The sequence below is a fragment of the Solibacillus sp. FSL R7-0682 genome, assembly GCF_038005985.1.
GTDB lineage: Bacteria > Bacillota > Bacilli > Bacillales_A > Planococcaceae > Solibacillus.
Map to the genome: position 1 here is coordinate 462,142 of NZ_JBBOUI010000001.1, position 25,460 is coordinate 487,601.

The following is a 25,460-nucleotide window of genomic DNA, read 5'->3' on the forward strand; positions in this document are numbered from 1 at the left end:
GATGTGGGAATAATTGCAGTACTCTTTTGTAGAAGGATTGTTGCAAGCCCTTGTTGAACTTAGACCTAAGAACTAAATATACAAATATTTATCATGTATATCTTTAAGAGGAAGGGGAATGAGGATGGGCATTTTTACGAATACATATGAATTACCTTATTATGCAGTGATCTTTGCTTCAGAACGGACAGAAGGGGAAAAAGGTTACGGTATAATGGCAGCTAAAATGGTTGAATTAGCAAGTAAACAAAAAGGCTTTTTAGGTGTCGAAAGTGCGAGGGATACACAATTAGGTATTACGATTTCGTATTGGAAGACACTTGACGATATTACTGCTTGGAAAGAAAATGCAGTACATCAGATCGCTCAAGAACGTGGGAAAAAAGAGTGGTATAGTCGATTTGGATTACGTGTATGTAAAGTAGAACGTGATTATTTTTTTGAAGTTTAGTCTTTTAATTTAATATTGAAAATAAGAAGTGGGTGGCCTAGAAGTGATTAAGTAAATCACATTCTAAGCCACCCATCAATAATTTAAACACCCTTGCGTATGAAATTGTTACTTTTATACATAATGCAATTTTTGGTTTTTAGGAAATAATAACTACGATAAATAACAGAATTAGAAAAAAAGGCTAAATATTTTGCCTCTTTTTTTAAAATATTTTAAAATTTTACCGATAAATAGATTGTAATAAAGTGAAAAATACATAATTTGGAGGATGTAACATGGATATCAAAGCTTTAGGAAAACAATTTATTGGTGGCGTTTGGAAAGACGGACAAAGCAAAAGTCTTTTACAAAATATTAATCCTTATAATGGCGAGATAATTACAGAATTTAAATTAGCAAATGTTTCTGATATTGATCATGCATATCAAGCAGCACATCAAGCGAAGCAACAATGGGATAAAGTAAATCCATATAAAAAGCGAGACATTCTTGAAAATGCAGTGAAATATATTGAAGCAAATGAAGAAGCAATCACTTCAATTATTATGGATGAATTAGGTGGTACAAGATTAAAAGCTGCCTTTGAAATTGGCCTAGTTAAAAATATTATTAAAGAAGCTGCAACATTCCCATTACGTATGGAAGGAAAAATTTTACCTTCAACAATTGATAATGTAGAAAATAGACTATATCGTATCCCTGCTGGTGTTGTCGGTGTAATCAGTCCTTTTAACTTCCCGTTCTTTTTATCAATGAAGTCGGTAGCTCCTGCTTTAGGCGCAGGTAACGGTGTAGTATTAAAACCGCATGAAGATACGCCGATTACAGGGGGAACATTAATAGGTAAGATATTTGAGGAAGCTGGCGTACCGAAAGGATTAATGAATGTTGTAGTAACAGATATTAAGGAAATTGGAGATGCATTTGTAGAACATCCAATTCCAAGGATTATTTCTTTCACAGGTTCTACTCAAGTAGGAAGTTACATTGGGCAAGTAGCTATTAAAAATTTCAAAAAACCATTGTTAGAACTAGGTGGCAACAGTGCCTTTATCGTGTTAGAGGATGCAGATCTTGAGTACGCGGTAAATGCAGCGACATTCAGTCGATTCACGCACCAAGGGCAAATTTGCATGTCTGCTAACCGAATCTTAGTACAAAAATCAATCTACAATGAATTCCTTGAAAAATATGCTACAAAAGTTTCTTCACTTAAAGTAGGAGACCCAAGAAATCCTGAAACAATCATTGGACCTGTTATTAATGACCGTCAAGCGAACAACTTAAAAGCGATGATTGAAAAGGGCATTGCAGAAGGTGCTAAAGCAATTGTTAAAGGCGAAGTTAATGGAAGAATGGTAGAACCTACAATTTTAGGCGATGTAACAACGGAAATGAGTGTTGCGCAAGAAGAATTATTTGGACCAGTTGTCTGTGTAATTCCATTTGAAACTGAGGAAGAAGCAATTCAAATTGCAAATGATACGCGTTTTGGATTAAGCGGTGCGATTCATACATCTAATCTTGAGCGTGGGGTTGAAATGGCGAAAAAAGTTCATACAGGAATGATTCATGTTAATGATTTAACGATAAACGATGAGCCAATTGTTGCATTTGGTGGTGAAAAACAATCTGGTATCGGTCGATTAAATGGTGAATGGAGTCTTGAAGAATTTACAACATTAAAATGGATTTCTGTTAATTATGACAAACGAATTTTACCTTATTAATTAGGAAAAGAGTGTGGAGCGTATGCAAGAGACAGATTTAATTAGTGCATTTGTTAAAGTAGCACCAGTGTTAAATGAACTGATTCAGGATGATATTACGGTAGGTATATACGATACAGAAAAGCTAATAATCAATATTCCAGCAAAAACATTCTCATTAAATGTTACACCCGGTGACCTACTAGTTGAGGGCGATGTGATAACAAATGCGATTAAACAAAATAAATCGCTTTCTGCCATTGTACCGAAAGAGCTGTTTGGATTCCCGCTTGTTGCAAGGGCAATTCCACTTCATGATAGCAACGGCCAAGTAATTGGTGGCGTTGGGGTAGGGACAAGCTTAGAGAAGGCACATAAATTATTTGAGATGGCTGAAAGTTTCTCGGCAATAGTGGAGCAAACAGCAGCTTCGATTGAAGAAATCAGTGATTCTGTTGGAAATTTATCAGGTCGAGTGAAAAATATGACCGTTTCAATGACAGATGTAAGTTCAAGTGCAGAAGAAATTGGCCAAATATCATCTGTTGTTAAGGGAATTTCAGATCAAAGTAATTTATTAGGGTTAAATGCTGCTATTGAGGCTGCACGTGCGGGGGAACACGGCAAAGGATTTGCGGTCGTGGCAGACGAAGTGCGTAAGCTTGCAACTAATTCAAAAGAAAATGCAGACCAAATTAATCATATAACAAAAAATATCCAACAGCTTTTAAAAGCATTAAACCAGTCATTCTCGGAGATTAATTCTTTAACAGATACACAGTCGAGCTCAATCCATGAATTTTCAGGTACAATTCAGGAAATTAGCACGAAAGCGCAACAGTTAGCACAATTTGCTGAAGATCTGCTATACGATAAAGAAAATCAATAATATAGAACTATTAAAGACTGAAGACAAACTCGAAACTCAAGTTTGTCTTCAGTTTTTTATATAGTAAGCAACAAAAATTTATTGAACAAAGGAGCCTATTTTGAAGAAAAATGAAAAAGGCTAGGTTATACTATAATAATGACTTTTACGCGTATATCTTTAATGAATTGCCACATATTGCAACATTAAATAAGGAGAGGTGGCTTAAGTATTAAAGACGTAGGCATTTTAATTATTAGTTTTGGGATGAATGTTAAAAAGCATTTCCCCTTATGAGAGGATTGTAATTATTATGAAAGAAAATTTCTGGCAGGATTTACCGAAGCCATTTTTTGTACTTGCACCGATGGAAGATGTGACGGATGTCGTGTTTCGTCACGTTATAGCGAAGGCGGGAAGACCGGATGTGTTTTTTACTGAGTTCACAAATTCTGAGAGCTATTGTCACCCAGATGGACAAAAAAGCGTACGTGGTCGTTTACTGTTTACTGAAGATGAACAGCCAATGGTTGCACATATTTGGGGAGACAATCCCGAAAATTTCCGCAAAATGAGTATGGGCATGGCAGAGATGGGCTTCAAAGGAATTGATCTAAATATGGGCTGTCCTGTTCCAAACGTTGCACAAAGAGGAAAGGGAAGCGGGCTTATTCTTCGTCCAGATGTTGCGGCAGAACTTATTCAAGCTGCAAAAGCGGGCGGTCTGCCTGTCAGTGTAAAAACACGTCTTGGCTATAAAGAAGTAGATGAGTGGAAGGAATGGCTAACGCATATTTTAAAACAAGATATTGCGAACCTTTCGATTCATCTACGTACGCGAAAGGAAATGAGCCAAGCCGATGCGCATTGGGAGCTAATTCCTGAAATTAAAAAACTACGTGATGAAGTGGCACCAAATACGCTATTAACAATTAATGGTGATATTCTTGATCGTCAAATGGGCTTAGAGCTTGTAGAAAAATACGGTGTTGATGGTGTGATGATAGGGCGCGGTATTTTTAAAAATCCATTTGCCTTTGAAAAAGAGCCAAAGGAGCATAGTAGTAAGGAATACCTTGATCTTTTAAGAATGCAGCTCGATTTGCATGATCAATATATTGAAGAATTACCACGTTCAGTAACGGGTCTACATCGCTTCTTTAAAATTTATGTTAAAGGGTTCCGTGGCGCTAGTGAGTTAAGAAATCAATTAATGAATACAAAATCAACAGATGAAGTTCGTGCACTGCTCGATCATTTCGAGGAAAATAACGTTAACGGATAAAAAAACATTTTTCACTCACACTAATTGTGGAGGTGAGTGTAGCATGAGTAATAAACATAAAAACAATAAAACGCAGGATAATAAAAAACAGCAAAATCAAAATCAAAATGCGAACAGAGAGCGTAAAAACAAAAACAGAGAAGAGTTCGCTCAAGAAGTAGAATTTAATCAAAATCAAAATCAAAATCCAAAAAAATGTTAAGAATTTTTTGAGCTAGCTAACCCCAACGCACTTATGGTGTATTGGGGTTTTCCTATGTTTTAGATCATTAAAATGAGTTGTTGAGTTAATATAAAAAACCCGGAAAATTAATTCCGGGCATGATAACACTTGCTTTTTCCTCCATGACACACTGTCATGCTCATAGCATTGAATCTTAAGAATAACCTAAGACAACCGTGCTTTAGCATTGAAGTTGATGGTTATTCAGAGTAAACGATCATTCGCACTCATCGGGTTAACCCTCCAGTCACATTGGTTGAAGTGAAATCTTTAATAGTATAGAACAATTGAGGGTTTTTATACGTAGCAATAATCATTTTTTTTACTACTTTTGTACAAATGAAACTAATAATTTGGTCAATATAATTAGACTAATTACTGTAAAAAACAAATAACCCGGAATTTTTTAAATTCCGGGCTTGATTAGCACTTACTTATACTCCTCCATGACACACTGCCTCGCTTTCACATTGTATCTTAAGATTTACCTAAGAAAACGCTGTTTTAGCTTTATTCAGTTTTGATGGTCCTTCAGAGAAACGGTCATTCGCACTCATCGGGTTAACCCTCCTAGTCATTTGGATTAGAAGTGAAATCTTTAATAGTATAGGTCAGTTTCTTTTTTTTATACACTAAAGATTTATTTATTATTGGAGGTTGATTTGAATGAAGAATAATCTCAATAAATTTGCACAAATTAGATTAGACTTTTCGGACTTTTTAGGAGGTGAATTGGATGGCAAAGAAAAATAAAACTAGCTTCAAGAAGGATAAAAAGGAAAATAAAGATACTAACCGTCGTGAAGAATATTCAAAAGAATTTAACCAAGTGATTCACAATAACCCACCACAAGAAGTTACAAAGCATAGAGGGACATAAATACAACCAGTTGCTTAGGCAACTGGTTGTATTTATACGCGTTTTTATATAATCTTTTACTTACCAGTATTTACGTCATCTAGTTTAACATTCAAGACATTAGTGATATCTTTAGCTTGTAAGCCATTAGCTTCACCTAAGATCTCTTCTACCTCTTTACCGAATTTATCTATATCTGCATTAGCTTTGTTTATTTCTGTATTCGCATCTTCTTGGGCTTGATTGGCTTTGTTTAATTCGTTGTTAGCAGTTTGAATTTCATTCTCAGCTTTATCTATTTCGAAATTAGCCTTTTCAATCTCTTCATCACCTTCAGTCTTTAACGCATCAACAGAATTAAGCAAGTTTTGAATTTCTGATGCATCTTTCTCAGCTTTAGCTATAGCTTCATCTAATTCTAATTGGAGCTTGTCTCTCTCCGCTATAGCCTCATTGTACTTAGCAGTTTGCTCTTCAAGTTGACCTTCTGTTTCTTTAAGCTTTTCCGTAGTTTCTTTTAATGAACTGTTGGCAGTTTCCAATTCAGCTTCTAGTTTAGCAATTTGAGCTTTTAACTCCTCTATAAGTGTAGTAGCTGCACTAAGTTCAAGCTTTGTAGCTACTAATTCTTCTTTAGTAGCTGTATTAGACTTTTCTAAATCATAGTATTTTTCCTCTAAAGCCTTGAAATTATTACCTACTTCCTCTAGGCTCTTAGTTAGTCCTGCAATTTTCCTATCCTTCTCAATAATTAAGGCATTTAATTCAGTGATTTGAGTGTTTAATTTTAAAACATCGCCTTTAAGAAGAGTAATAGTATTTTTTTGCTGATTAATAAATGCATTTGCCTTTCCAATTTTTTCATTAGCTTCGCTTTGTAATTGATAAACTTTGTTAATTAGTGATTCTTGATTTTTGTCGTATTGAACTACTTGTCCAGTTTGAAATGTGATTTTGCTTTTGATAGCATTCAATGTGTCGGAGCCATCATAAGCTACAACTCCCACTGATGCTGTTGTTAATAAAGAACCTGCCAAAATTAGTGCTTTTCCTGAAAAATAACCCATTTATAATCCCCCATTAGTGTTAAATTTATACTACGATTATATTTAGTAGTACAATATAATTATTATATTCTTGGTTTTTCCAAAATATTCATTTTTTAAGTGTAAAATTCCCTAATATATATATTTGTATTTTAAATAACAAAAAAACACATGTCATATGACATGTATTTTTGGATTCGCCTAATAAATTTTCGGCTTATTAATAGTTTTCTAAGAGAAAAATATAATCAAAAATCGATAGAGGTGTAAAAATAAATTTATTTAATTACTTTTAACTCTCATTTAGTGAAGAATTAAGGTAAAAGGTAAATTAAAAAAACGGAGTAATAATAAGTAGCTAATGTCTCCGCTTATCATCATAGAAAGATAATGAAGAAATAGCGAGAGGTGGAAGGAAAGTGGAAAAGGGCATATTCCTCTAAAAAAGGAATTATGTTCGCACAATATCGATAATTGTCGTTGCAATATAATAAGTAATGATTGATATTAGAGCACCCTTCCACCCAAATAAAATTAATGCACCTAAAAAAATTAAAATATTGATTACAAGAATCGCTTCCCCAACAGAAAAACGTGTTTTATTGGAGATAAGTAATGCCAATATATCTGTGCCATCTAAAGCTCCACCATTGCGTAGGACAATACCAATCCCCATTCCGAGTAGTAAGCCACCGATGATTATAAGTAAAATGAAATTTCCTTCAACAAATGTTGAAGACCTTTCAATAATCGCAGTTGAAATCGTTAATGAAACAATCCCCAGTGTAGCTAAAAAAGCAAATCGCTTTCCTAAATGTTTATAACCTATTAAGACAAATGGAATATTCAATATGAATAAAACCATACTAAGTGAAAGCCCATATGTTTTAGATAGTATCATTGAAATACCTGTAATTCCGCCATCAATTAAACCATTTGGAATCAGTATTGCTTCGAGACTAATAGCGGTCATTATTGCACCGATGATAATCCAAGGGGCCTTAAAGATGAGCTCCAAAAAATAAAACTTATATGGTTTGTTTTTCATGTAAGCTCTCCCTTTATACATGGATGTTGGAGTGAAGGAAGTAGTCAAATGGTGTATAGCTATTCCCCTAACATACCTATGAGTAAGAGTAGAAGATGATGCGTATTCTAAAATAAATAATTGATTTGAAGGTGAGACCATGAAACGAAAAATAGTAATCGCTTTTATTTTATTAATCATCATCTGTTCGGGTTTTGTAGTAGTAATTTCTCTAACTCCAATAAAAGAGCTGGATGAAAGCTCAATCAATACAACAAAGAAACCCATAATTTTAGTAGCTGTTGATTCATTAATGAGTGAACCTTTACAAAAAGCAATTAAAGAAGGAAAAGCACCGGCATTTGAGTTTTTAATTCACAATGGACATTTTAAACAGGAGATGGTTAGCTCGTATCCTACAATGTCTGTCACCATTGATAGTACGTTATTAACTGGGACTTATCCAAATGAACATAAAGTACCCGGGTTGATTTGGTTTAAGGAAGATGAAAATCGAATAATTAGTTATGGAAGTGGAATTCGTGAAATATGGAATAATGGCATAAGAAATGTAGCAATGGATAGTATTGTTCATCTTAATAATAGTCACTTAAGTAAAGAAGTTCAAACAATTCATGAAGAGTTAGATATCCAAAAGCTTTCATCTGCTTCGATTAATGGCCTTTTATATCGTGGAAGTTTTGAACATCAATTAAACGTCCCGAACCTTGTTTCAATGGTCAATGTTTTACCAAAGGAAATTGAAATAAATGGACCAAAATTATTTTCATTAGGTGCATTATCTCAATACAATCCAAAGAATAATTGGCGTAAATTTGTATGGAATCGTATGGGAGTGAATAATACCTTCACAACAAACGAGCTGAAATACTTAATCGAAAAAAAGAAATTACCAGACTTTACACTGACATATTTACCAGATGCAGATGCATCAATTCACAAACATGGCCCGAAAGATTTAAAGGGAATTGTAAAAGCAGATCGTGCACTACAAGATATTTTAAATAGTTTCACGTCATGGGAAGAGGCAGTTCAAAAGGTTACATGGATAGTGCTTGGGGATAGCGGTCAATCGAACGTTAATGCAGATAAAGAAAAAGCATTAATTAATTTGAATCAATCACTAAAGAATTACACGATTTGGGAAGATCGAAAAAAGAAGGCCGAACTTGCTATCGCAATTAATGAGCGTATGGCATACATTTATGTAAACGAACAACAAGTTGAATTAGTGGAAATCGTGGATATTTTAAAAGCTGATGAGCGTATTGGGTTTATCGCATGGAAAGATGGACAAGTAAACAATGTTGTAAGTCCGTTAAGTAATGAGGTATTAAAATTTTCACCAGAAGGTACGTATGTTGATGAGTATAATCAATCATGGGAAATTACTGGGGAAGCTTCGATTTTGGATTTGATTGTTACGAATGCCGGACTTATTCAGTATCAAGATTATCCAGATGCCTTAGCAAGATTACATGGTGCCCTTCATTCACAGGAAGGGCGTGTCATTATTGTGGATGCGAAGCCTTCTTATGAATTCATTGTAGAGGAAAGTCATGACCATGCAGGAGGTGGAGCGCATGGCTCTCTTCATAAAATAGATTCTATTGTTCCAATGATTGTTACTGGTACGGATGATTTTCCTGCCTATAATCGACTTGTTGATGTGAAGCAAATGATTTTGCAATTACTGGGAGATTAATAAATATGAGTTCACCCATTTTTTAAAGCATATCAGGAATGCAAATCAACTCATATTGTAGCGAAAAAACAGTGTTTTTCACTTTAGAAAAATGCTGTTTTTTTGTGTCCAACTTAGTTTAATGACAAAAATCCATATAAATGAAGTACTAAAATTACTACCAATATTTACTGGATTGACAGAAGGTTAGATTAGGAATAGTATGTATTAGTTAAGAAGATGATGTTATTTTGGAATAACAATTTCTAACTTGGTTTTTAAAATATAATTTTATGAATCTTTAATTTATATAAGTAAAAGGCAGGTGCAAAATGAAAAATTTAGTAAATAAAAAAGGGAACCTATTAAATCATTTTTTAGGAATATATATTTTAGTTGTTTTGATGATGTGGACAAAAACTTATATCACGCAAACGACACAGTTTGATTTAGGAGTAGAAGGTGGTCTTCAACAATTTCTATTATTTCTTAATCCATTAGGTTCAGCAATGTTATTTCTAGGGTTTTCATTTTTATTTAAAGGAAAGAGAAAATATTCAACACTAGCTGTAATATATACTCTTATGTCTATTCTTTTATATGCAAATGTTGTTTATTACCGATTTTTTAGTGATTTTATTACATTACCTACAATTTTTCAAACGCAGAATTTTGGAGATTTAGGCGGCAGTGTTCTTTCTTTGTTAAAACCTTATGATCTATTATTCTTTGTGGACGTATTTGTAGTTTTATATGTATGCTTTTCAAAGAGAATAAAAAAAGATACGAGTACAGTTGGATACAAAAAAGCAACAGTAGTTATAACTCTTGCATTAGTAGTATCTATTATTAATTTACAACTAGCTGAAATTAGTCGCCCGCAATTACTGACGCGAGGGTTTGATCGAAACTATATCGTGAAATATTTAGGCATGTATAACTATACGATATATGATTCGGTTGAAACGATAAAGGCATCTTCAAAGAGAGCTTTGGCGGATAGCAGTGATATTACAGAAGTGATTAACTATACGAATTCTAGCTATGCAAAACCTAATGCTGCCTATTTTGGTGTAGCAGAAGGGAAGAACGTGATCTATTTACATTTAGAATCATTCCAAAGCTTTATTATTAACTATCAATTAAACGGTGAAGAGGTTACACCATTTTTAAATTCATTAGCAAAAGACTCAAATACATTGTACTTTGATAATTTCTTCCATCAAACAGCTCAAGGGAAGACTTCCGATGCAGAATTTATGCTTGAAAATTCCCTATTTGGTTTACCACAAGGATCTGCCTATATAACAAAAGGGCAAAATGAGTATCAAGCTGCTCCAGGTATATTAAAAGATTATGGCTATACTTCTGCTGTATTTCATGGGAATGAAGGAAGCTTTTGGAATCGTAATGTAATTTATAAAAAATTCGGTTACGATCATTTCTTTGATGCTAATTACTATGACACGAGTTTCGAAGACGATATGGCTGAGTATGGATTGTTGGATAAGCCATTCTTTGAACAATCTTCTGCTCTTTTAAATACTTTACCGCAACCTTTCTATACGAAGGTTATTACGGTAGGGAATCATTATCCATATAAACTTAATCAAGACTTAGCAACAATTGATAAAGGTAATACGGGTGATGCTAGTGTCGATAATTATTTCCAAACGGCACGTTATGCGGATGAAGCGATTCAACAATTCTTTAATCAATTAAAAGAATCGGGTTTATATGATAATAGTATTATTATCCTTTATGGAGACCATTATGGTATTTCTGAAAATCATAATGAAGCGATGGAACAAGTCATTGGAAAAGAAATATCGCCATATGAAAGTACTAATTTACAACGCGTGCCATTATTTATCCATTCTCCGGGAATACAAGGTGAAATTAATCATACTTACGGTGGCCAAATAGACCTTCTTCCGACTGTATTACACTTACTAGGGATTAATTCTCAAAACTTTGTTCAATTTGGTACAGATTTATTATCTGAACAGCATAATGAAATTGTATCATTTAGAAATGGAGATTTTGCCAGCCCTGAAATATACTCGATTGACGAAAAATTTTATGATAATAAAACAGGTTTGCTTCTAGATGATAGTCAATTGGAGAAAGCAAATGCTATTAAAAACGAAGTAGATTATAAATTACATTTATCTGATAAAGTTGTGAATGGTGATTTATTGAGATTCTATACACCTACAGGATTTACTCGAGTGGATCCTTCTAAGTACAATTACACAGAAAATACGTATGAAGAATCTAACTAATCTTGAACGAACTAAAAAGAGGCTTCTCATTTGTATGGGAAGCCTCTTTACTTTTTATTATCGTTCTAATCAATTTCTTAAGTTTCTTCGTCTATTTATCTATTACTCGATAACATCCAATACTGTTACAAATAATTTTCTGTAAATAGTGATTCTAAAAGAGGTGTGTAAGTTTGCTTGATTGAGTGATATTGCTGCATAATTTGAAAATTTGTATTTTCAATGATTTCAACGCGCTTTACTATTTCTTCTGTTAGTTGTTTAGAATCTGTAGAAATAACGAAATTTTGGAGTCCTAATAAGGCTACAGTGTCAAACACTTTAAACCGGTAACCCAATGCAATAGCGGGTACATTGGCAGTTAAAGAAAGTAAGTTGGCATGGAGTTTAAAGTTAATTGTAGCTTTACAGCTCGATAATTTTTCAATTAACTGATGTTCTGTATAAAGATTCTTATCTAATATGACATGCTCAGGCTGATTAATTTTATTGTACAACCTTTCACAATGCGAAATATCATCTGTCCAAACAGTATAAATCATTATTTTATATCCTTTATCAATTAAGATCTTTGCTGCGTCTACTAATTGTGTTTCAACTAATTGTTCATTTGCCCCATATAAACGATTAAATGTAGTACCCCAGTTGATTCCAATTATTTTTTCTTGAGGACGATTTAAGTTGGATGCTTGTAATAATAAGGCCGGATCACCAATAATCTTTACCTTTTTCACTTTTTCATTGCCAAGCATAATTGCTAGCGCTTTTTTAGTTAAGGGACCCCTAACACCGACAAACAAGGCGTTTTCTATTACTTCATCTAAAACCTCAATATCCTTTTGTTTGAAATTTCGCTCTAAATTAGTTAATTGGTCATTAATAAGCAAATCTAAATTTGGCTTTTCAATCCAATCTAGTCCAGATCCCCAAATGACAACCGATTTCCCTTTATGCAAAGCATTTTGAAGAATTTGAAGGTAGCCAGGTAATAATAGAGAACCACCACCTAACACGATCGTATCAAATTGTTCGAGGTTTTTTAAATCAATTCCAGGTAATGATGGAGTAACCGTTATTTGATTTTCATCTAAATATTTCGTACATGTATCTCTAAAAATATGCCACAATAATTCGTCACCTAAGTTTTCAAAACCAATCCATCCGATATATAATAGTTTTTTCACTTTTTGCCGCCACCTTTTTTTGTTTCAGAGTAGACTTTTAAAATCTGGTTAGTTACGGTGTGAATATTAAAACGCTCTTCCACGATTTCTCTACATTTCATTCCGTTAAGCCTAAGTTGTTCCTTATCTAGTAATATCTTTTTTAAGTCATCCCGTAATCCGTGTCTGCTACAAGCGACTTTAGAGCCATGATCTCCAAAATAATGGTTCCAAGCTTCATCAAAGTTGTCATGACTTACAATTCCAAAATAGCCATGGTTACCAACAGCAACAATTTGTCTTTCAGAAGCCATTGCCTCCAAAGCGACACGTCCGGTACCAACAACGCAATCTGCTGTCGAATAATAATCATGCATATTTTTTTGTTCCCCGACAAGATGGATGAAATGATCATTACACATTTTTTTAATCATATCGGATAAGAATTGTATGTCGCCTAGCTTGTCTCCACCTCCAACAATGATGACGTGAAGGTTTGGTAAGGTAGTTAACTTTAAGTCTTTACATGCTCTTAAAAAAATAGAACAAACTTTTGCCTTTGCCCAGGTAATTCTACTAGCATAAAGTAAAACTTCCGCATTTTCAGGTATGTTCAATTCATTTCTTATTTCTTCAGAGGGAGGCTTCAACGGATATTCCTCTAAATTAATCCCATTAGGGACTAAGTAGGGATTTTCAATACCAAACGCCTTTACATAGTTACATAGTGGGGGACTTACACAAATAACTGCATCAGTTAATTTAAGAAGTTCCTGAATTTCTTCATTTGGATAATAGGTTCCGTGTATAGTTAATACAGTAGCAATTCTTTTATTTTCTGCTGCTTTCCCTGCTAAGTATCCGGAAGGAGTTTGATGAATATGAACATGAGAAATTTTTTCGTTTTCAATTATCTTCTCTATTTCAACAACGAGCTCCAATTCCTGGTTTGCTGGAAGCTTCATAGTTTTCGGGAAATCGATATGATAAATAGGGCATCCCAACGCTTCAAAGGAATTGATTAGACTTCCTTCTTTCTTGGCAACAATAGCAATAAAAATATCATTTTTTATTAGCTCTTTTGCTAAAGCGAGTACATGGGTTTCGGTACCTCCGATATATAAAGCATCTACCACAAGTAAAATTCTTTCTTCCTTACTCACTTTTCCCTCCACCTCCACCATAAAAGGTTTTAGAACGTTGTTGATCATGGTTTCGATAGTAATATAACACTTCTTTTAAATTTTCTATTTTTAAGTTAGCATTTAAAAATTTAACGATAAATTCATAGTCCTCTGCACCATGTATTCTGCGAGTAGGGCCCCCTAGTAGGTCAAAAACCTTTCCGCGAAATAAGATTGTTCCATGTGAGACGCAGTGCTTTCCGTTTGCATAAATTTTCCGTATAGCCTCGCCATATCCTAACCAATCAGCTAATTTACCACTGTCTTTTTCCTGTCCATCATTAAACACTCTATAATTTGTTCCAACTAAATCGTAATCTGGATTTTTTAATAAAAAATCTACTTGTTTTTCAAGACGTAAAGGGTGTGAAATATCATCCGCATCATTAACCGCAATATATTCTCCGGAACTCATAAAATAGCCAATTGTTAGAGCCCCTGCAAACCCCGAATTTACAGGAAGATTACACAAAATAGTAGGAAAAGGAGGATTAGAGTTTTCAATCCACTGCTCTACTATTGCTTGAGTGTTATCAATCGAGGCATCATTAACGAGTATTACTTCTATGTTTTTATAGGTTTGAGATAATAGTCCGTTTAAACAGTCTTCTATATATTGAGCGGCATTATAACACGGAATAACAATACTTACTAAGCCTTCGTCTCTATCCTTCATAGTTATCACCTCTCAAATATAATATGAAGTCTATTTCACAGAGGCTGTGCGTAATACTCAAATTTTTTGACATTATAAAAAATAGAGTATATACCCAAGCGCTTTTTTTATAGCAAACATATAATTTAACATACCAATTAAGAAGGGGGATAACTATGTGGCAATTACGAGAAAGGCTTAATACTATAGAAGGTTTAACGCTGGAAGTTACAACGGAGTATTCAAAGGTTACTGGAACTTTGCATGTTGCTAAATTTGATTATATAGTTCTTAGAGTGAATTCTAATTTACTATTTATTCCATTGGGGAGTATTAAAAGCTTAGCTTACTAACATAGGAGGTGATTAAATTGTTCGAAGAAATATTATTTGCGCAGCTTCAGCAGTATGTGGATAGGGAAGTAACAGTTGCAGTTGGTGAAGAATTAATTACTGGAACACTATTATCGGTAAATTTAGAATTCTTAACTTTAATTGAATCAACAGACACATATGAAAGAGAAACTACAACAAGAATTATCGTATTATCCGAATTAAGTTATGTACAAGTAGCAGAGACTGCGTAAGTTATAGAACTTTAGTAAATGAACATAAGAAATATTAGAATACGTAATTTTTTACGAATAACAGACATTAGTAACAATTTTACGGAGTGTAGAAAAGACATCATATTATTTGATGTCTTTTTCATTTTTGAAGTTGTATTGGTTATTTATGTTAAAAATGGAACTATTCATTTTACTAACCGTATATAATAAACATAGAAAGAAAAGGGGGATACAGATGCAGCGGGAAATTTTGACAATTGCGAATTTGACCAAGAGCTATGGCAAGAAGGAAATATTAAAAGGGATTAACTTACATGTCTCAAGAGGAGAAATTATTGGCTATATCGGACCGAATGGAGCTGGAAAAAGTACAACCATAAAAATCATTCTTGGAATGGAAGGTGATTATGGGGGAAGTATTAAACTTTTCGGAGAGGATATTCGGCAAAATGACATTGAATATAAACGAAAAATTGGTTATGTACCGGAAATAGCAGATGTTTATGATAACTTAACAGGTTATGAGTATTTGACCTTCATCGGCCAACTGTATGGGCTAGAACTAGAAGCAGCTGCAAACAAATCAAAAATATTAATGGAGTTATTCGGGGTTGGTGAAGCATATCATGCAAGGATTTCTTCATATTCAAAAGGAATGCGACAAAAGCTTTTAATCATATCCAGTCTACTACATAATCCTGATGTATTGTTTTTAGATGAGCCTATTAATGGCTTGGATGCGAATAGTGTAATGATTTTCAAAGAAATATTGGCTCAATTAGCTGCCCAAGGAAAGACCATTTTTTATTCTTCTCATCTCATGGATGTGGTTGAAAAGATTAGTAGTCGTATAATCCTGTTAAACGAAGGGAAAGTTGCTGCAGATGGCACATTTGCACAATTACAAGAAGATAATGCTACGGGAACTTTGGAGGCAATTTTTAATGAACTGACAGGCTTCCATAATTACAAGGAAATTGGTGAGCAATTCGTTTCTATTGTACAAGAGGTGAAGTAATGAAGGATTTTAAAATACTAAAACTGCTTGATAAAATTCGATTTGTATATATTAAAATGGGTATCGATTATGTAGTCATGAGGAACATTCTCCAAATTAAGCTAACGATGGATGAACGAAGGGTTCCTACTTTTTTCAACCAGTCCGCAACTAAAAAGAACGAAGAGCAAAAGTTTGGTTACGTTAAGTCCTTATGGATTTATGCTTTAATAGGACTTATACTCATTCCATTTATGGGCTTCGGTGAGAACTACCTATTTCAGATGAGTATTACGTATGCAATACTTATTTTTACGATTACGACAACAATGATTTCTGATTTCTCTTCCGTCCTATTGGATGTTCGGGACAGAAGTATTCTATCAACTAAGCCAATCACTGCAAAAACAGTGAATGCTGCTAAATTCATGCATATACTTATCTATTTAACTTATTTGACGATTGCCTTAACCTCGATACCGCTTCTAGTTGCCTTAGTGAAGCAAGGGATTTTGTTCTTTCTTTTAACGATATTTGAATTCGTTTTAATCAATATTTTTATTGTTGTTTTTACTGCTATTTTATATATGGTAATTTTGCACTTTTTTGATGGGGAAAGACTGAAGGACCTTATAAACTACGTACAAATTGGTATGTCATTAGTCTTGATGATAGGTTATCAGTTCCTCGTACGTTCTTTTGAACTCGTTAATTTAAATATGGTCATGGAGTTTCATTGGTGGAGTTTTTTTCTTATTCCAATGTGGTTTGCCGCGCCGTATGAATTACTACTGAATGGCAATCAATCTCCATTATCAATTGGATTCAGTGTATTAGCCATTGTTATGCCTATCTTATCAATACTGCTTTACATAAAGTTAATTCCGACCTTTGAACGAAACCTACAAAAACTGTTAAGCACAAGTAAATCGAAAAAGGAAAAGAAAAACCGTCTGAGGAATTTTTTATTAATGCATATTTGCACAACAAGCGAAGAAAGAGCTTTCTACCGTTTTGCTTCCCTGATGATGAAGCAAGAGCGAGAGTTTAAGTTGAAAGTATATCCATCTTTAGGCTTTGCTTTTGTCATCCCACTTATTTTTATTTTTAACTTTACAGGAACAGGAAATGTTGATTATTCAAAGAGTCTAAGTTATTTAAATATTTATTTCAGCATGCTAATTGTTCCAACTGCTGTATTTATGCTTGGCTATTCAAGTAAGCATAAAGCGGCCTGGATATATAAAATTTTCCCAATTAAAGACTATACTGAATTAAAAAAAGGAAGCTTAAAAGCATTTTTGATAAAGCTATATATTCCACTATATGTTGTTTTAAGTATAGTATTTTGCTTCATTTATGGAACAAGAATCATACCAGATCTCTTAGCTGTTTTAGTAGCAAGTTGTGTGTTTACTGTAATTTGTTACATTGGCTATGGAAATAAAATTCCCTTCACTAAGCCATATACTGAAATGAATGACGGTGAAAGCTGGAAAAGTATTGTATTAATGATTCCAATAGTTATAATAGCGGGTATACATTATTTCATGGCATCTTTTATTGCTTATGGCACATATATATACTTATTCGTATTGATTATTATAAATCTAGCTATTTGGAAGGTTGTATTTCAACGTACTAAATAATAACGAACTGTAAATTTGAAATTTTTAATAGAGGAGTGTAAAAGATGAACCGGAAAATTTCGGGGATTTTATTTTTTATTGTATTAGTTATAATTTCAATCCCTACTTATACAGCTGCAAGTAGCATTCAACTTAAAGTTGATGGTGCTGTAATTCCATCCGAGATAGGGCCTGAAATTAAAAATGGTCGTACAATGGTGCCTTTACGTGTTATTAGTGAAAATTTAGGAGCAAAAGTAGATTGGTCGAAATCTAAAGTTACCTTAACAAAAAAAGATATGCATGTAATGTTAGACCTATACAACAATACCGTACTTAAAAACGGTAAATCGACTTTACTTGACGTAAAATCATATATAAATAACAACCGTACTATGGTTCCACTTCGTTTACTATCGGAAACATTTGGCTGCATGGTCAATTACAGAAATTCAGAAGTTACTGTTGATTGTGGGGCATTGCGTATAGGTGGTGTAAAAGTAAAAGCATTGCAACATGAGTATCATATGACTATGGGCGGTGTAGTACAGCGAAGTAGTGGAAACGCTTATAATGAAGCATTTTATAATATTTTTATCGATAACTTAGGAAGTAAAGTTGAAGCTCCTGCAAACTATTCATGGATGTATACTATGGATACACCTGGATCGTATTATAAAGAAGCCCAGTATGACTTTTTGGATACCGATGAGAAAAGCATAAAGCGTTTTGATCTTTACACTTTAATTAAAGCTTTTCCAGAAGAAACTTTAGAAGGATACCCGGAAATATTAATTTATGACGCTACGGAAAATCAGTGGTATTTATTTAATGAAACGGCTAGGCAATCCGTTAATCAATTACTTGACAAGGGCGTCTTTAAAATTATTAGTAATACGATTGTTTAATGTATAAAGCAGGCGGTTTAGAAGTTAATTTGTGCTTCTAATTACCCGTCTGCTCATTTTTTTTCGTAAAAAGAACGGGGTTCATCCTATTCATCAAATTGACAGAAGCCTAGAACGTGTCCATCTGGATCTTTAAAATCAAAGGTACGAATATCCGGGTAATCCGCAATGTCTTCCGTGTCCACCTTGTTTTCTATAAGAAATTGATGTACTTCATCTATATTCGTTGTAAAAAAGTTAAAAGGGGAGTGTTTGGCGGGACTAACATCTGTAGATTGCACAAGGGTTAATGCAGTTTCTCCTACACTAAAAGCAGCATAACCATTACGATTCCACCTCAATGTTAATCCTAATATTTCTGAATACCATTTAATCGAGTAGTCTAAATCGCTCACCTCTACAAATACTGTATCAATTCTCTTTACTAAACCTTTCATTATTCTGCTCCTTTCATAATGTATTCCTTGAAAATAAATTCAACAAAAGGAAGCCTATTCCCTTTATTTAAGAAGGATTATCCATTTAATTAAAGAATTGGTTATTATGAGGAGGTTAATGTAATGACACTTGTAATAGAAAAGATGAATGAAAAAATGGCGATTGAAATCCTTAATTGGACATACGAAAAGCCATATGATTTTTACAATAATGAACTATTGGAATCAGCGATAAAGGAAATGCTCGATGGTACATACTACGCAATTTTAGGAGAGTTTAATGAATTAGTTGGTTTTTTTTGTATGGGAGAAAATGCAAAAGTCCCAATAGGAAACCAATTCGGCGTTTATCGAGATGACTTTGTTGATATGGGCCTTGGAATGAATCCGAACCTTGTAGGTCAAGGGAAAGGCTATAATTTTTGTTCATTTATTATTAAATTTATTGAAGAAAGATTTAAAGCTACACCAACACGATTAACGGTAGCAAAATTTAATAAACGAGCAATTCATTTATATGAAAAGCTTGGTTTTGTTATGGAAAATGAATTTAGTACGGTTTCTTCTGAATTTATTACAATGGTTAGAAAAAATAACTAATAAAAAAGGGTGGTGGTTGGATTAATGGATAGTATAATTTTCGATTTGGATGGAACCATTTGGGATTCGATTGATACAGTTCTAAATGCTTGGAATAGTTGCATTAAGAATTATAGTCACATTAAGAGGGAATTAACACGGGCAGATTTCGAGGGAACCATGGGACTACAAATGCAAGATATTAGTAAAAAGCTCTTTCCTTATTTAAGAGAGGAGCTCCGTAACCAAGTGATTTCAGAGTGTTGTCATGCTGAAAAAGAGTACTTAAAAAACGAAGGGGGTACCCTTTATCCAAATGTAGAGGAAGTATTAAGCACATTATCGAAGAAGTACAAACTCTTTATCGTTAGTAACTGTCAGGATGGATACATAGAGTCTTTTTATGACTTTCATAAACTAGATAATTTTTTTTTAGATTATGAAAACCCGGGGAGAACCGGACTTTCGAAAGGTGAAAATATTAACTTAATAATCAAGCGAAACCACCTATGTAAGCCGGTTTATGTTGGGGATACAGAAGGGGACTTGAATGCTGCAAGGTTTGCTGGAATACCCTTTGTATTTGCAAAGTATGGATTTGGAAAAGTCGCAGATTATGATTATGTGATTGAAAAATTTGATGATTTGATAACAATTTTATAAATGTTATCAAATCATAAGGAGATGGGTTATGCGTCCAAGAGCCAATACGTTAGGGTTAATTTTGAAAGGGAACACTATATTGTTAGAAGAACAAGTAGGAAAGCATTCTCAAGGTTTCGGTGTTTATTACAGACCAATCGGAGGCACAATTGAATTAGGCGAACGGTCTAAAGATGCTTTAGTGAGAGAATATAAAGAGGAAATAGGCGCAGATATTGAAATAATTCAGTACATAGATTGTATAGAAAATATTTATAAAATTGCTGATAAAATCGGTCATGAAATAACATTGATGTATACAGTAAAGTTTAAAGATGAAGAATTTTATAAGTTTGACGCTATTACTGTAACAGAAGGAAAAAAGGTTACTGTAGCCAAATGGATTTCAGTTGATGACATCCTTGATGAACGAATAGTACTTTATCCGGTTGGATTGTCTTCATTAATAAAATCAGCAGTTGTATTAAACAAGTAGGAGTAAACTTATGGAGTATAAAATTTGGAATGGGGCATCTGCAATTGTTATTAAAGATAATCAAGTATTAATGGTACGTGGGAAAAATACAAATAGCTGGGGTGTTCCTTCAGGGGAGATCGAAGCTGGAGAAACAGCAAAAGAAGCTTGTATACGTGAAATTTGGGAAGAAACGGGATATGAAGCGAATATAATAAAAGAATTACATACTAAAAAGGCAATTATAAAAGATTATAAGGTAACAACAAAATATTTCTTATGCGAGATTACGGGTGGAAAAATTCAATATCATGATCCTGATGAAACGATTGTAGAAATTTCATGGAAGAACAAGTATGAAATTTCAAAATTAATTCATGTTTACCCAGAGGATTTAAAAATTATTGAAGAGTTATTGATGACAGTGGGCTGCTAAATTTAATGAAATGAGGTTAGTTTAATGGAGTTACAATTTGAATTAATTAATCCTGAAAATTGGAGATTTTTCAATGTTCTAAATGTAAAAAAAGAGCAAAAAAATTGGGTGGCTTCAAACGTTACAATTTTAGCAAGAGCCTATGTTTACCGTGATTACAATAGCATCGTATATGCAATCTATAATTCAAATACACCAGTTGGGTTACTTTTGCAAAGGGATTATATAGAAAATGAAAAGACATGTTGTGTGTTAGACCAATTTATGATTACTGAGCAGTTTCAAGGAAAAGGCTATGGGAAAAAAGCGATGCAACAATGGATTGCGCTAATTAAGAAAGAAAGTAAATACAATTCAATAACACTCTGTTACAAAGAAGAAGATTCTATTGCTAAAAAATTGTATGAGAGTTTAGGGTTTCAACATACGGGTGTAGTAGATGAAGATGAAGTAATAATGGAATATTTATTAAAGTAAAAAATGTATCAATTCAAATATAATTAGCAAACGCACTTCAATTGTAGTCTGTACTAATAATTGAAGTGCGTTTCTATAGTACGGGGACTTACATTTTTTCAGGGGCTTCGATTCCTAAAAGGTTTAAACAATCTTGTAAAACGATGCTTGTCGACTTACACAATGCCAATCGACTATTTATAGAGTCATCCGGCGCTAATATTTTGGTTGTTGCATAAAATTTATTGAATGCCTTGGCCAACTGTAAGGCAAATTTTGCGATAAGAGATGGATCCATTTGTTCAAATGCTTCTGAAATAATGTTAGGATAGTTTGCTAATAGTACAACAGTCGGCCAGGCGTTATCGGTAAGTGTTATTTTTATAACGTCATCATGATATTGCAACGATGCTTTTTCTAGCATTGAGCATATTCGTGCAAACGTGTATTGTACGTATGGACCTGTTTCGCCTTTAAAATGTAACATTTGCTCAAGCGAAAATTCGATATCATTCGAACGATAATTTTTTAAATCATTAAAGATGACAGCACCTACACCAACTTTTTTTGCGACATCATCCTTATTTAGAAGGGTAGGATTTTTTTCAGTAATATTACCCTTTGCAGTGTTTATTGCTTCTTCTAATACATCCTTTAATAAAATGACATGGCCTTTTCTAGTAGACATTTTTTTGCCATCCTTGAGAATCATACCGAAACCAACATGTGATAAATGCTCTGCCCAATTTGCATCCATTTTCTTTAATACATGGAATAGCTGTTGAAAGTGTAAAGATTGTTCATTTCCTACGACATAAAGTACCTTTTTTGGACTATAAGTTTTTTGACGATAAAAAGCAGCTGCTAAATCACGGGTTGCATATAAAGAAGCACCATCTTGCTTTGTAATTAAACAAGGGGGCATATTATCAAGCTCTACTACATTGGCACCATCGGATAGTTTTAGTAATTCCTTTTCCTTTAGCTGTGTAATGATGTCGGCCATTTTATCGTTATAAAATGCTTCACCTTCAAACGTGTCAAAATGGATATTCAGGAGTTCATAAATAGACTGGAATTCATCTAAAGAAGCGTCTTTAAACCATTTCCATAGAGAATTCTCTTCCAAATCACCATTTTCTAAGGCTTTAAAGGCTGCACGTGCATCATTATTTAAGGCATCATTATTTTCGGCTTCCTCATGAAATTTTCCGTAAAGCTTCAGTAATTCCTTAATCGGAGCCTTTTCTATTGCTCCTTTTTCTCCCCACAGACGATAGGCAACAATAAGTTTCCCAAATTGTGTTCCCCAATCGCCTAGATGATTAACTCGAACTGCATCATAACCGTTCTTTTCGGAAATATTTGCTAGTGCATTCCCAATTACCGTTGAGCGTAAATGTCCCATTGAAAATGGCTTGGCGATATTAGGGGAAGAAAAATCAATCACAACATTTTCAAATGATTGTTCTTTTTGCCCATAATTTTGTTGCTGTTTTAGAATAACAGGAATAATCTCGTTCATAACCTGTGATTTATTTAAAAAGAAATTGATATATCCCCCTACAACGTTGATTTTTTCAAATGCTGGATTTATAAGCTGTTCAGCAAGCTCTGCAGCAATAATAGGAGGGGCTTTACGTAAAAATTTTGCTAATTGAAAACATGGGAAAGCAATATCACCGAGCTCATCATGTTTTGGTTTTTCTAACATTTTTTCAATGGCTTCTGCCTGAAATAAATAGTTTGTCTCTTCCGCAATTTTCTGGGCTAAATATTTATTCATTTTGCATCTCTCCTTAAAAAAAATAAGCCCCCGTCTCTAAATAATAGAGACGAGAGCTATAATTCCCGTGGTACCACTCTAGTTGCCACAAATAGTAAGTGACCCCTTTCAATTGTTAACGAGGTGACTCCCCGGCAATTCCTTCTTTATTCAGAATGCTTCTCCAAAGTGCGTTTCACTTACCTCAAATTGATTAGGCTCACACCAACCCTAATTCGCTGAACTTTTTCGATAAACTACTCTCTTTTTCTAAGAATTTAAGTATTCACACAATATTACTGGATAGCCTAATTGTTGTCAATGTTATCCAAATATTGTTGAGATAACATTCCTTTAATCTCTTTTCCTGAGATGTATTGGCTATCATCCCTGGGTAGGCATTGGCTACAACATATACAAATTTTGTAAATATTATTCTGTAACTAATTCCCTAATTTGGCCAATCTCTTATCCCACTTCATCCTTTAATCCTAAATATTAAATTAATTCCATTATATAACAATAAATAAATGAAGGGACTAATTAGGAACAGTCAAAAAAGTTAATAACACTACTATTTAAGGTTATAGGTAATAATTTACATATTAAATTTTACGTATTAACTTCTTTTCTCGTGAATAATAAATTTACACGTTCATGTTAACTTCCTTCTAGGTATTACCAAAAAATCATCGAATGCATCAAATATTCATTAGAGAAAAGTACTAGTGTAGAAAAAAATATACAGGTCATTTATAATATTATGGTAATATAAATAAGTGAAATTGGTATTATTTTTAAAAAGTGAAAAAGGCAAACTTATCGAAAGGTAGGGACGCAAAGCTACGAGTCTAAAATCCATTGGGTCATGATAGTCGGGTTGCCAACATAAACGTGTTTGTTGGGCTATTCTTTTTTAATTGGAGTAGCTTTTTCTTTTGCATAAACACGATGAATGTAGGAGTCAAATTATAGAGAAGGAGATTTGAGATGATAGTTGTAGATAAGAAGAAATATAAAATGGAAATTGATGAAACAAAGAAAGAATTACGCGTACAGGTGCATGGATTAATAAAAGAGAATGATGCAGAGCAATATTTAGTAGACTTGCAAGAAACAATTAATAAAGTTTCGAGACAAAATTATACTTTTGTTATTGATGCTACTTACCAAACGCCAGTTCCAGCTAAGGTTGTACCTCAGCTTGAAGAAACAATGAAATTTTATTCTTCATTAGGCTTTAAAAATTTACTTATAATTAAGCCTTCATCTAAAATTGCCCAAGTTCAAATAAGAAATGTTTTAGAACGAATTGAATTTGTCGGTACTTTCATTGAAAGTACACGTTAGTCTAATAGAGAAATGGAGAAATTATATGCAGACAGCACAGAAGTTATATACATATGAAATTATTACAAAAGACCAAACAGATTTAGTATATAAGGCAGCTGATTGTTTAGCACGCTCATTCGTAGGTATTGAGGTTGCTGGAAGATTAATTCAAGAGCCAATGGTTGGATGCTTACATTTAGAATATGAAGATTTCTATCATTTCACAAAGGATTACTTAGAATCTACTGTGGAACAAGGATATTGCGCAGTTGCGCTAGATCATCATCAAAATGTTGTTGGTGTACTTGCGGGTGATACAAATGCACCTGAAATTATTGGAGAAGATGTTTTTGAAGGATCTTTTTATGATATGAATGTGATTTTACATGCATTAGAAGATGTAGATCAACGTTTTATTGAAGATTATAAAAAACGATACGGAAAAGATATAGAAGATGGGGAGTTATTACATTTATTTTTATTAGGTGTAACTGCTGAACAGGAACGTCACGAAGTTATTGTTGAATTAGGAAACAAACTAATAACGAGAGCATCTGAGCAAGGCTTAAAAGCTGTTTTAGCAGAAGCAACAAACCCTAAATCAATCCGCGTAATGGAAAAATATCATGGTTTGAAGAAATATGTGGATCTAGAAGGAAACTATATTGTTCATAAATATAAGGATAATAGTAGATTAAACATTATTCCAGAGGAAGTAGCAGATGGAACATATATCATTATAAGAGAGTTTTAAAAAATTTATTATTAAAAAGT

The 25,460-nt window shown here is 33.5% G+C and carries 27 protein-coding genes, 1 riboswitch and 1 other annotated feature; of the genes, 20 read left to right on the forward strand and 7 right to left on the reverse strand.

Annotation, left to right across the window (positions count from 1 at the left end; translation table 11 throughout):
* Positions 1 to 124 precede the first annotated feature (124 nt).
* From MKZ17_RS02330 to MKZ17_RS02355, 6 genes are all read left to right on the forward strand, one after another.
* Positions 125 to 451, forward strand: coding sequence for an antibiotic biosynthesis monooxygenase family protein (locus tag MKZ17_RS02330; protein ID WP_340722204.1), 327 nt, complete (start codon positions 125 to 127; stop codon positions 449 to 451).
* A 278-nt stretch (positions 452 to 729) separates the two neighbouring features.
* The gene (locus tag MKZ17_RS02335; RefSeq protein ID WP_340722205.1) at positions 730 to 2,184 is read left to right on the forward strand and encodes an aldehyde dehydrogenase family protein; all 1,455 of its coding nucleotides are present in this window, start codon (positions 730 to 732) and stop codon (positions 2,182 to 2,184) included.
* A 22-nt stretch (positions 2,185 to 2,206) separates the two neighbouring features.
* The gene (locus MKZ17_RS02340; protein WP_340722206.1) at positions 2,207 to 3,052 is read left to right on the forward strand and encodes a methyl-accepting chemotaxis protein; all 846 of its coding nucleotides are present in this window, start codon (positions 2,207 to 2,209) and stop codon (positions 3,050 to 3,052) included.
* Positions 3,053 to 3,344: 292 nt separating this feature from the next.
* Positions 3,345 to 4,316 (forward strand): tRNA dihydrouridine synthase, encoded by a 972-nt coding sequence (locus MKZ17_RS02345; RefSeq protein ID WP_340722207.1) that lies wholly within the window; start codon positions 3,345 to 3,347, stop codon positions 4,314 to 4,316.
* Between the two features lie 43 nt (positions 4,317 to 4,359).
* On the forward strand, positions 4,360 to 4,518 hold the full coding sequence (locus MKZ17_RS02350) for a hypothetical protein (RefSeq protein ID WP_340722208.1): 159 nt from the start codon (positions 4,360 to 4,362) through the stop codon (positions 4,516 to 4,518).
* A gap of 757 nt (positions 4,519 to 5,275) precedes the next feature.
* Positions 5,276 to 5,419 carry a hypothetical protein gene (locus MKZ17_RS02355; protein WP_340722209.1) on the forward strand — a complete coding sequence of 48 codons (144 nt, stop codon included), beginning with the start codon at positions 5,276 to 5,278 and terminating at the stop codon, positions 5,417 to 5,419.
* 56 nt (positions 5,420 to 5,475) lie between these two features.
* On the opposite strand, the gene MKZ17_RS02360 is transcribed toward MKZ17_RS02355, so the two are convergent.
* Complete coding sequence (locus MKZ17_RS02360) at positions 5,476 to 6,465, reverse strand: hypothetical protein (protein ID WP_340722210.1); 990 nt, start codon at positions 6,463 to 6,465, stop codon at positions 5,476 to 5,478.
* A gap of 430 nt (positions 6,466 to 6,895) precedes the next feature.
* Positions 6,896 to 7,492 carry a YitT family protein gene (locus MKZ17_RS02365; RefSeq protein WP_340722211.1) on the reverse strand — a complete coding sequence of 199 codons (597 nt, stop codon included), beginning with the start codon at positions 7,490 to 7,492 and terminating at the stop codon, positions 6,896 to 6,898.
* A gap of 139 nt (positions 7,493 to 7,631) precedes the next feature.
* Between MKZ17_RS02365 and MKZ17_RS02370 the strand changes: the two genes are divergently transcribed.
* Together MKZ17_RS02370 and MKZ17_RS02375 are read left to right on the forward strand one after the other, a co-directional pair.
* Positions 7,632 to 9,197 carry an alkaline phosphatase family protein gene (locus MKZ17_RS02370; protein WP_340722212.1) on the forward strand — a complete coding sequence of 522 codons (1,566 nt, stop codon included), beginning with the start codon at positions 7,632 to 7,634 and terminating at the stop codon, positions 9,195 to 9,197.
* A 311-nt stretch (positions 9,198 to 9,508) separates the two neighbouring features.
* The gene (locus tag MKZ17_RS02375) at positions 9,509 to 11,461 is read left to right on the forward strand and encodes an LTA synthase family protein (RefSeq protein ID WP_340722213.1); all 1,953 of its coding nucleotides are present in this window, start codon (positions 9,509 to 9,511) and stop codon (positions 11,459 to 11,461) included.
* A gap of 125 nt (positions 11,462 to 11,586) precedes the next feature.
* Here the strand turns inward: MKZ17_RS02375 and MKZ17_RS02380 are convergent, their stop codons facing one another.
* From MKZ17_RS02380 to MKZ17_RS02390, 3 genes are read right to left on the reverse strand one after another with little or no spacing between them, the layout of a single operon-like run.
* Positions 11,587 to 12,645 (reverse strand): polysaccharide pyruvyl transferase family protein, encoded by a 1,059-nt coding sequence (locus MKZ17_RS02380; RefSeq protein WP_340722214.1) that lies wholly within the window; start codon positions 12,643 to 12,645, stop codon positions 11,587 to 11,589.
* Positions 12,642 to 13,787: a glycosyltransferase gene (locus MKZ17_RS02385; protein ID WP_340722215.1), complete on the reverse strand. Its 1,146-nt coding sequence runs from the start codon at positions 13,785 to 13,787 to the stop codon at positions 12,642 to 12,644. The genes MKZ17_RS02380 and MKZ17_RS02385 overlap by 4 nt, the downstream gene beginning before the upstream one ends.
* Positions 13,780 to 14,484, reverse strand: coding sequence for a glycosyltransferase family 2 protein (locus tag MKZ17_RS02390; protein WP_340722216.1), 705 nt, complete (start codon positions 14,482 to 14,484; stop codon positions 13,780 to 13,782). Before MKZ17_RS02390 ends, MKZ17_RS02385 begins: the two co-directional genes overlap by 8 nt.
* A gap of 155 nt (positions 14,485 to 14,639) precedes the next feature.
* Here MKZ17_RS02390 and MKZ17_RS02395 point away from each other — a divergent pair, with 155 nt between their 5' ends.
* From MKZ17_RS02395 to MKZ17_RS02415, 5 genes are all read left to right on the forward strand, one after another.
* Positions 14,640 to 14,816 carry a DUF2642 domain-containing protein gene (locus MKZ17_RS02395; protein WP_340722217.1) on the forward strand — a complete coding sequence of 59 codons (177 nt, stop codon included), beginning with the start codon at positions 14,640 to 14,642 and terminating at the stop codon, positions 14,814 to 14,816.
* 17 nt (positions 14,817 to 14,833) lie between these two features.
* Entirely contained in the window at positions 14,834 to 15,049 is a 216-nt protein-coding gene (locus tag MKZ17_RS02400; protein WP_340722218.1) for a hypothetical protein, read from the forward strand.
* Between the two features lie 217 nt (positions 15,050 to 15,266).
* Complete coding sequence (locus MKZ17_RS02405; RefSeq protein ID WP_340722219.1) at positions 15,267 to 16,049, forward strand: ABC transporter ATP-binding protein; 783 nt, start codon at positions 15,267 to 15,269, stop codon at positions 16,047 to 16,049.
* Positions 16,049 to 17,677, forward strand: coding sequence for a hypothetical protein (locus tag MKZ17_RS02410; RefSeq protein ID WP_340722220.1), 1,629 nt, complete (start codon positions 16,049 to 16,051; stop codon positions 17,675 to 17,677). The genes MKZ17_RS02405 and MKZ17_RS02410 overlap by 1 nt, the downstream gene beginning before the upstream one ends.
* Before the next feature lie 44 nt (positions 17,678 to 17,721).
* On the forward strand, positions 17,722 to 18,564 hold the full coding sequence (locus tag MKZ17_RS02415; protein ID WP_340722221.1) for a copper amine oxidase N-terminal domain-containing protein: 843 nt from the start codon (positions 17,722 to 17,724) through the stop codon (positions 18,562 to 18,564).
* Between the two features lie 86 nt (positions 18,565 to 18,650).
* Here MKZ17_RS02415 and MKZ17_RS02420 read toward each other — a convergent pair whose 3' ends face one another.
* The gene (locus MKZ17_RS02420; RefSeq protein WP_340722222.1) at positions 18,651 to 19,001 is read right to left on the reverse strand and encodes a VOC family protein; all 351 of its coding nucleotides are present in this window, start codon (positions 18,999 to 19,001) and stop codon (positions 18,651 to 18,653) included.
* Between the two features lie 123 nt (positions 19,002 to 19,124).
* Here MKZ17_RS02420 and MKZ17_RS02425 point away from each other — a divergent pair, with 123 nt between their 5' ends.
* The 5 genes from MKZ17_RS02425 to MKZ17_RS02445 are packed head-to-tail and all read left to right on the forward strand — an operon-like array spanning position 19,125 to position 21,610.
* Positions 19,125 to 19,601: a GNAT family N-acetyltransferase gene (locus MKZ17_RS02425; protein WP_340722223.1), complete on the forward strand. Its 477-nt coding sequence runs from the start codon at positions 19,125 to 19,127 to the stop codon at positions 19,599 to 19,601.
* 24 nt (positions 19,602 to 19,625) lie between these two features.
* Positions 19,626 to 20,243, forward strand: coding sequence for an HAD family hydrolase (locus MKZ17_RS02430; RefSeq protein ID WP_340722224.1), 618 nt, complete (start codon positions 19,626 to 19,628; stop codon positions 20,241 to 20,243).
* A gap of 28 nt (positions 20,244 to 20,271) precedes the next feature.
* Positions 20,272 to 20,718 (forward strand): NUDIX hydrolase, encoded by a 447-nt coding sequence (locus MKZ17_RS02435; protein WP_340722225.1) that lies wholly within the window; start codon positions 20,272 to 20,274, stop codon positions 20,716 to 20,718.
* A gap of 10 nt (positions 20,719 to 20,728) precedes the next feature.
* Positions 20,729 to 21,133, forward strand: coding sequence for an NUDIX hydrolase (locus tag MKZ17_RS02440; protein ID WP_340722226.1), 405 nt, complete (start codon positions 20,729 to 20,731; stop codon positions 21,131 to 21,133).
* A 24-nt stretch (positions 21,134 to 21,157) separates the two neighbouring features.
* On the forward strand, positions 21,158 to 21,610 hold the full coding sequence (locus MKZ17_RS02445) for a GNAT family N-acetyltransferase (protein WP_340722227.1): 453 nt from the start codon (positions 21,158 to 21,160) through the stop codon (positions 21,608 to 21,610).
* Between the two features lie 88 nt (positions 21,611 to 21,698).
* Here MKZ17_RS02445 and argS read toward each other — a convergent pair whose 3' ends face one another.
* Positions 21,699 to 23,375, reverse strand: a complete 1,677-nt coding sequence (gene argS / locus MKZ17_RS02450; RefSeq protein WP_340722228.1) for an arginine--tRNA ligase — start codon at positions 23,373 to 23,375, stop codon at positions 21,699 to 21,701.
* Between the two features lie 42 nt (positions 23,376 to 23,417).
* Positions 23,418 to 23,636 (reverse strand) — a binding site (T-box leader).
* 520 nt (positions 23,637 to 24,156) lie between these two features.
* Positions 24,157 to 24,242: riboswitch (cyclic di-GMP riboswitch) on the forward strand.
* 102 nt (positions 24,243 to 24,344) lie between these two features.
* On the opposite strand from argS, the gene MKZ17_RS02455 reads away from it, so the two are divergent.
* Together MKZ17_RS02455 and MKZ17_RS02460 are read left to right on the forward strand one after the other, a co-directional pair.
* Entirely contained in the window at positions 24,345 to 24,704 is a 360-nt protein-coding gene (locus MKZ17_RS02455) for a hypothetical protein (RefSeq protein ID WP_340722229.1), read from the forward strand.
* A 25-nt stretch (positions 24,705 to 24,729) separates the two neighbouring features.
* The gene (locus MKZ17_RS02460) at positions 24,730 to 25,440 is read left to right on the forward strand and encodes a hypothetical protein (RefSeq protein WP_340722230.1); all 711 of its coding nucleotides are present in this window, start codon (positions 24,730 to 24,732) and stop codon (positions 25,438 to 25,440) included.
* Positions 25,441 to 25,460 lie beyond the last annotated feature (20 nt).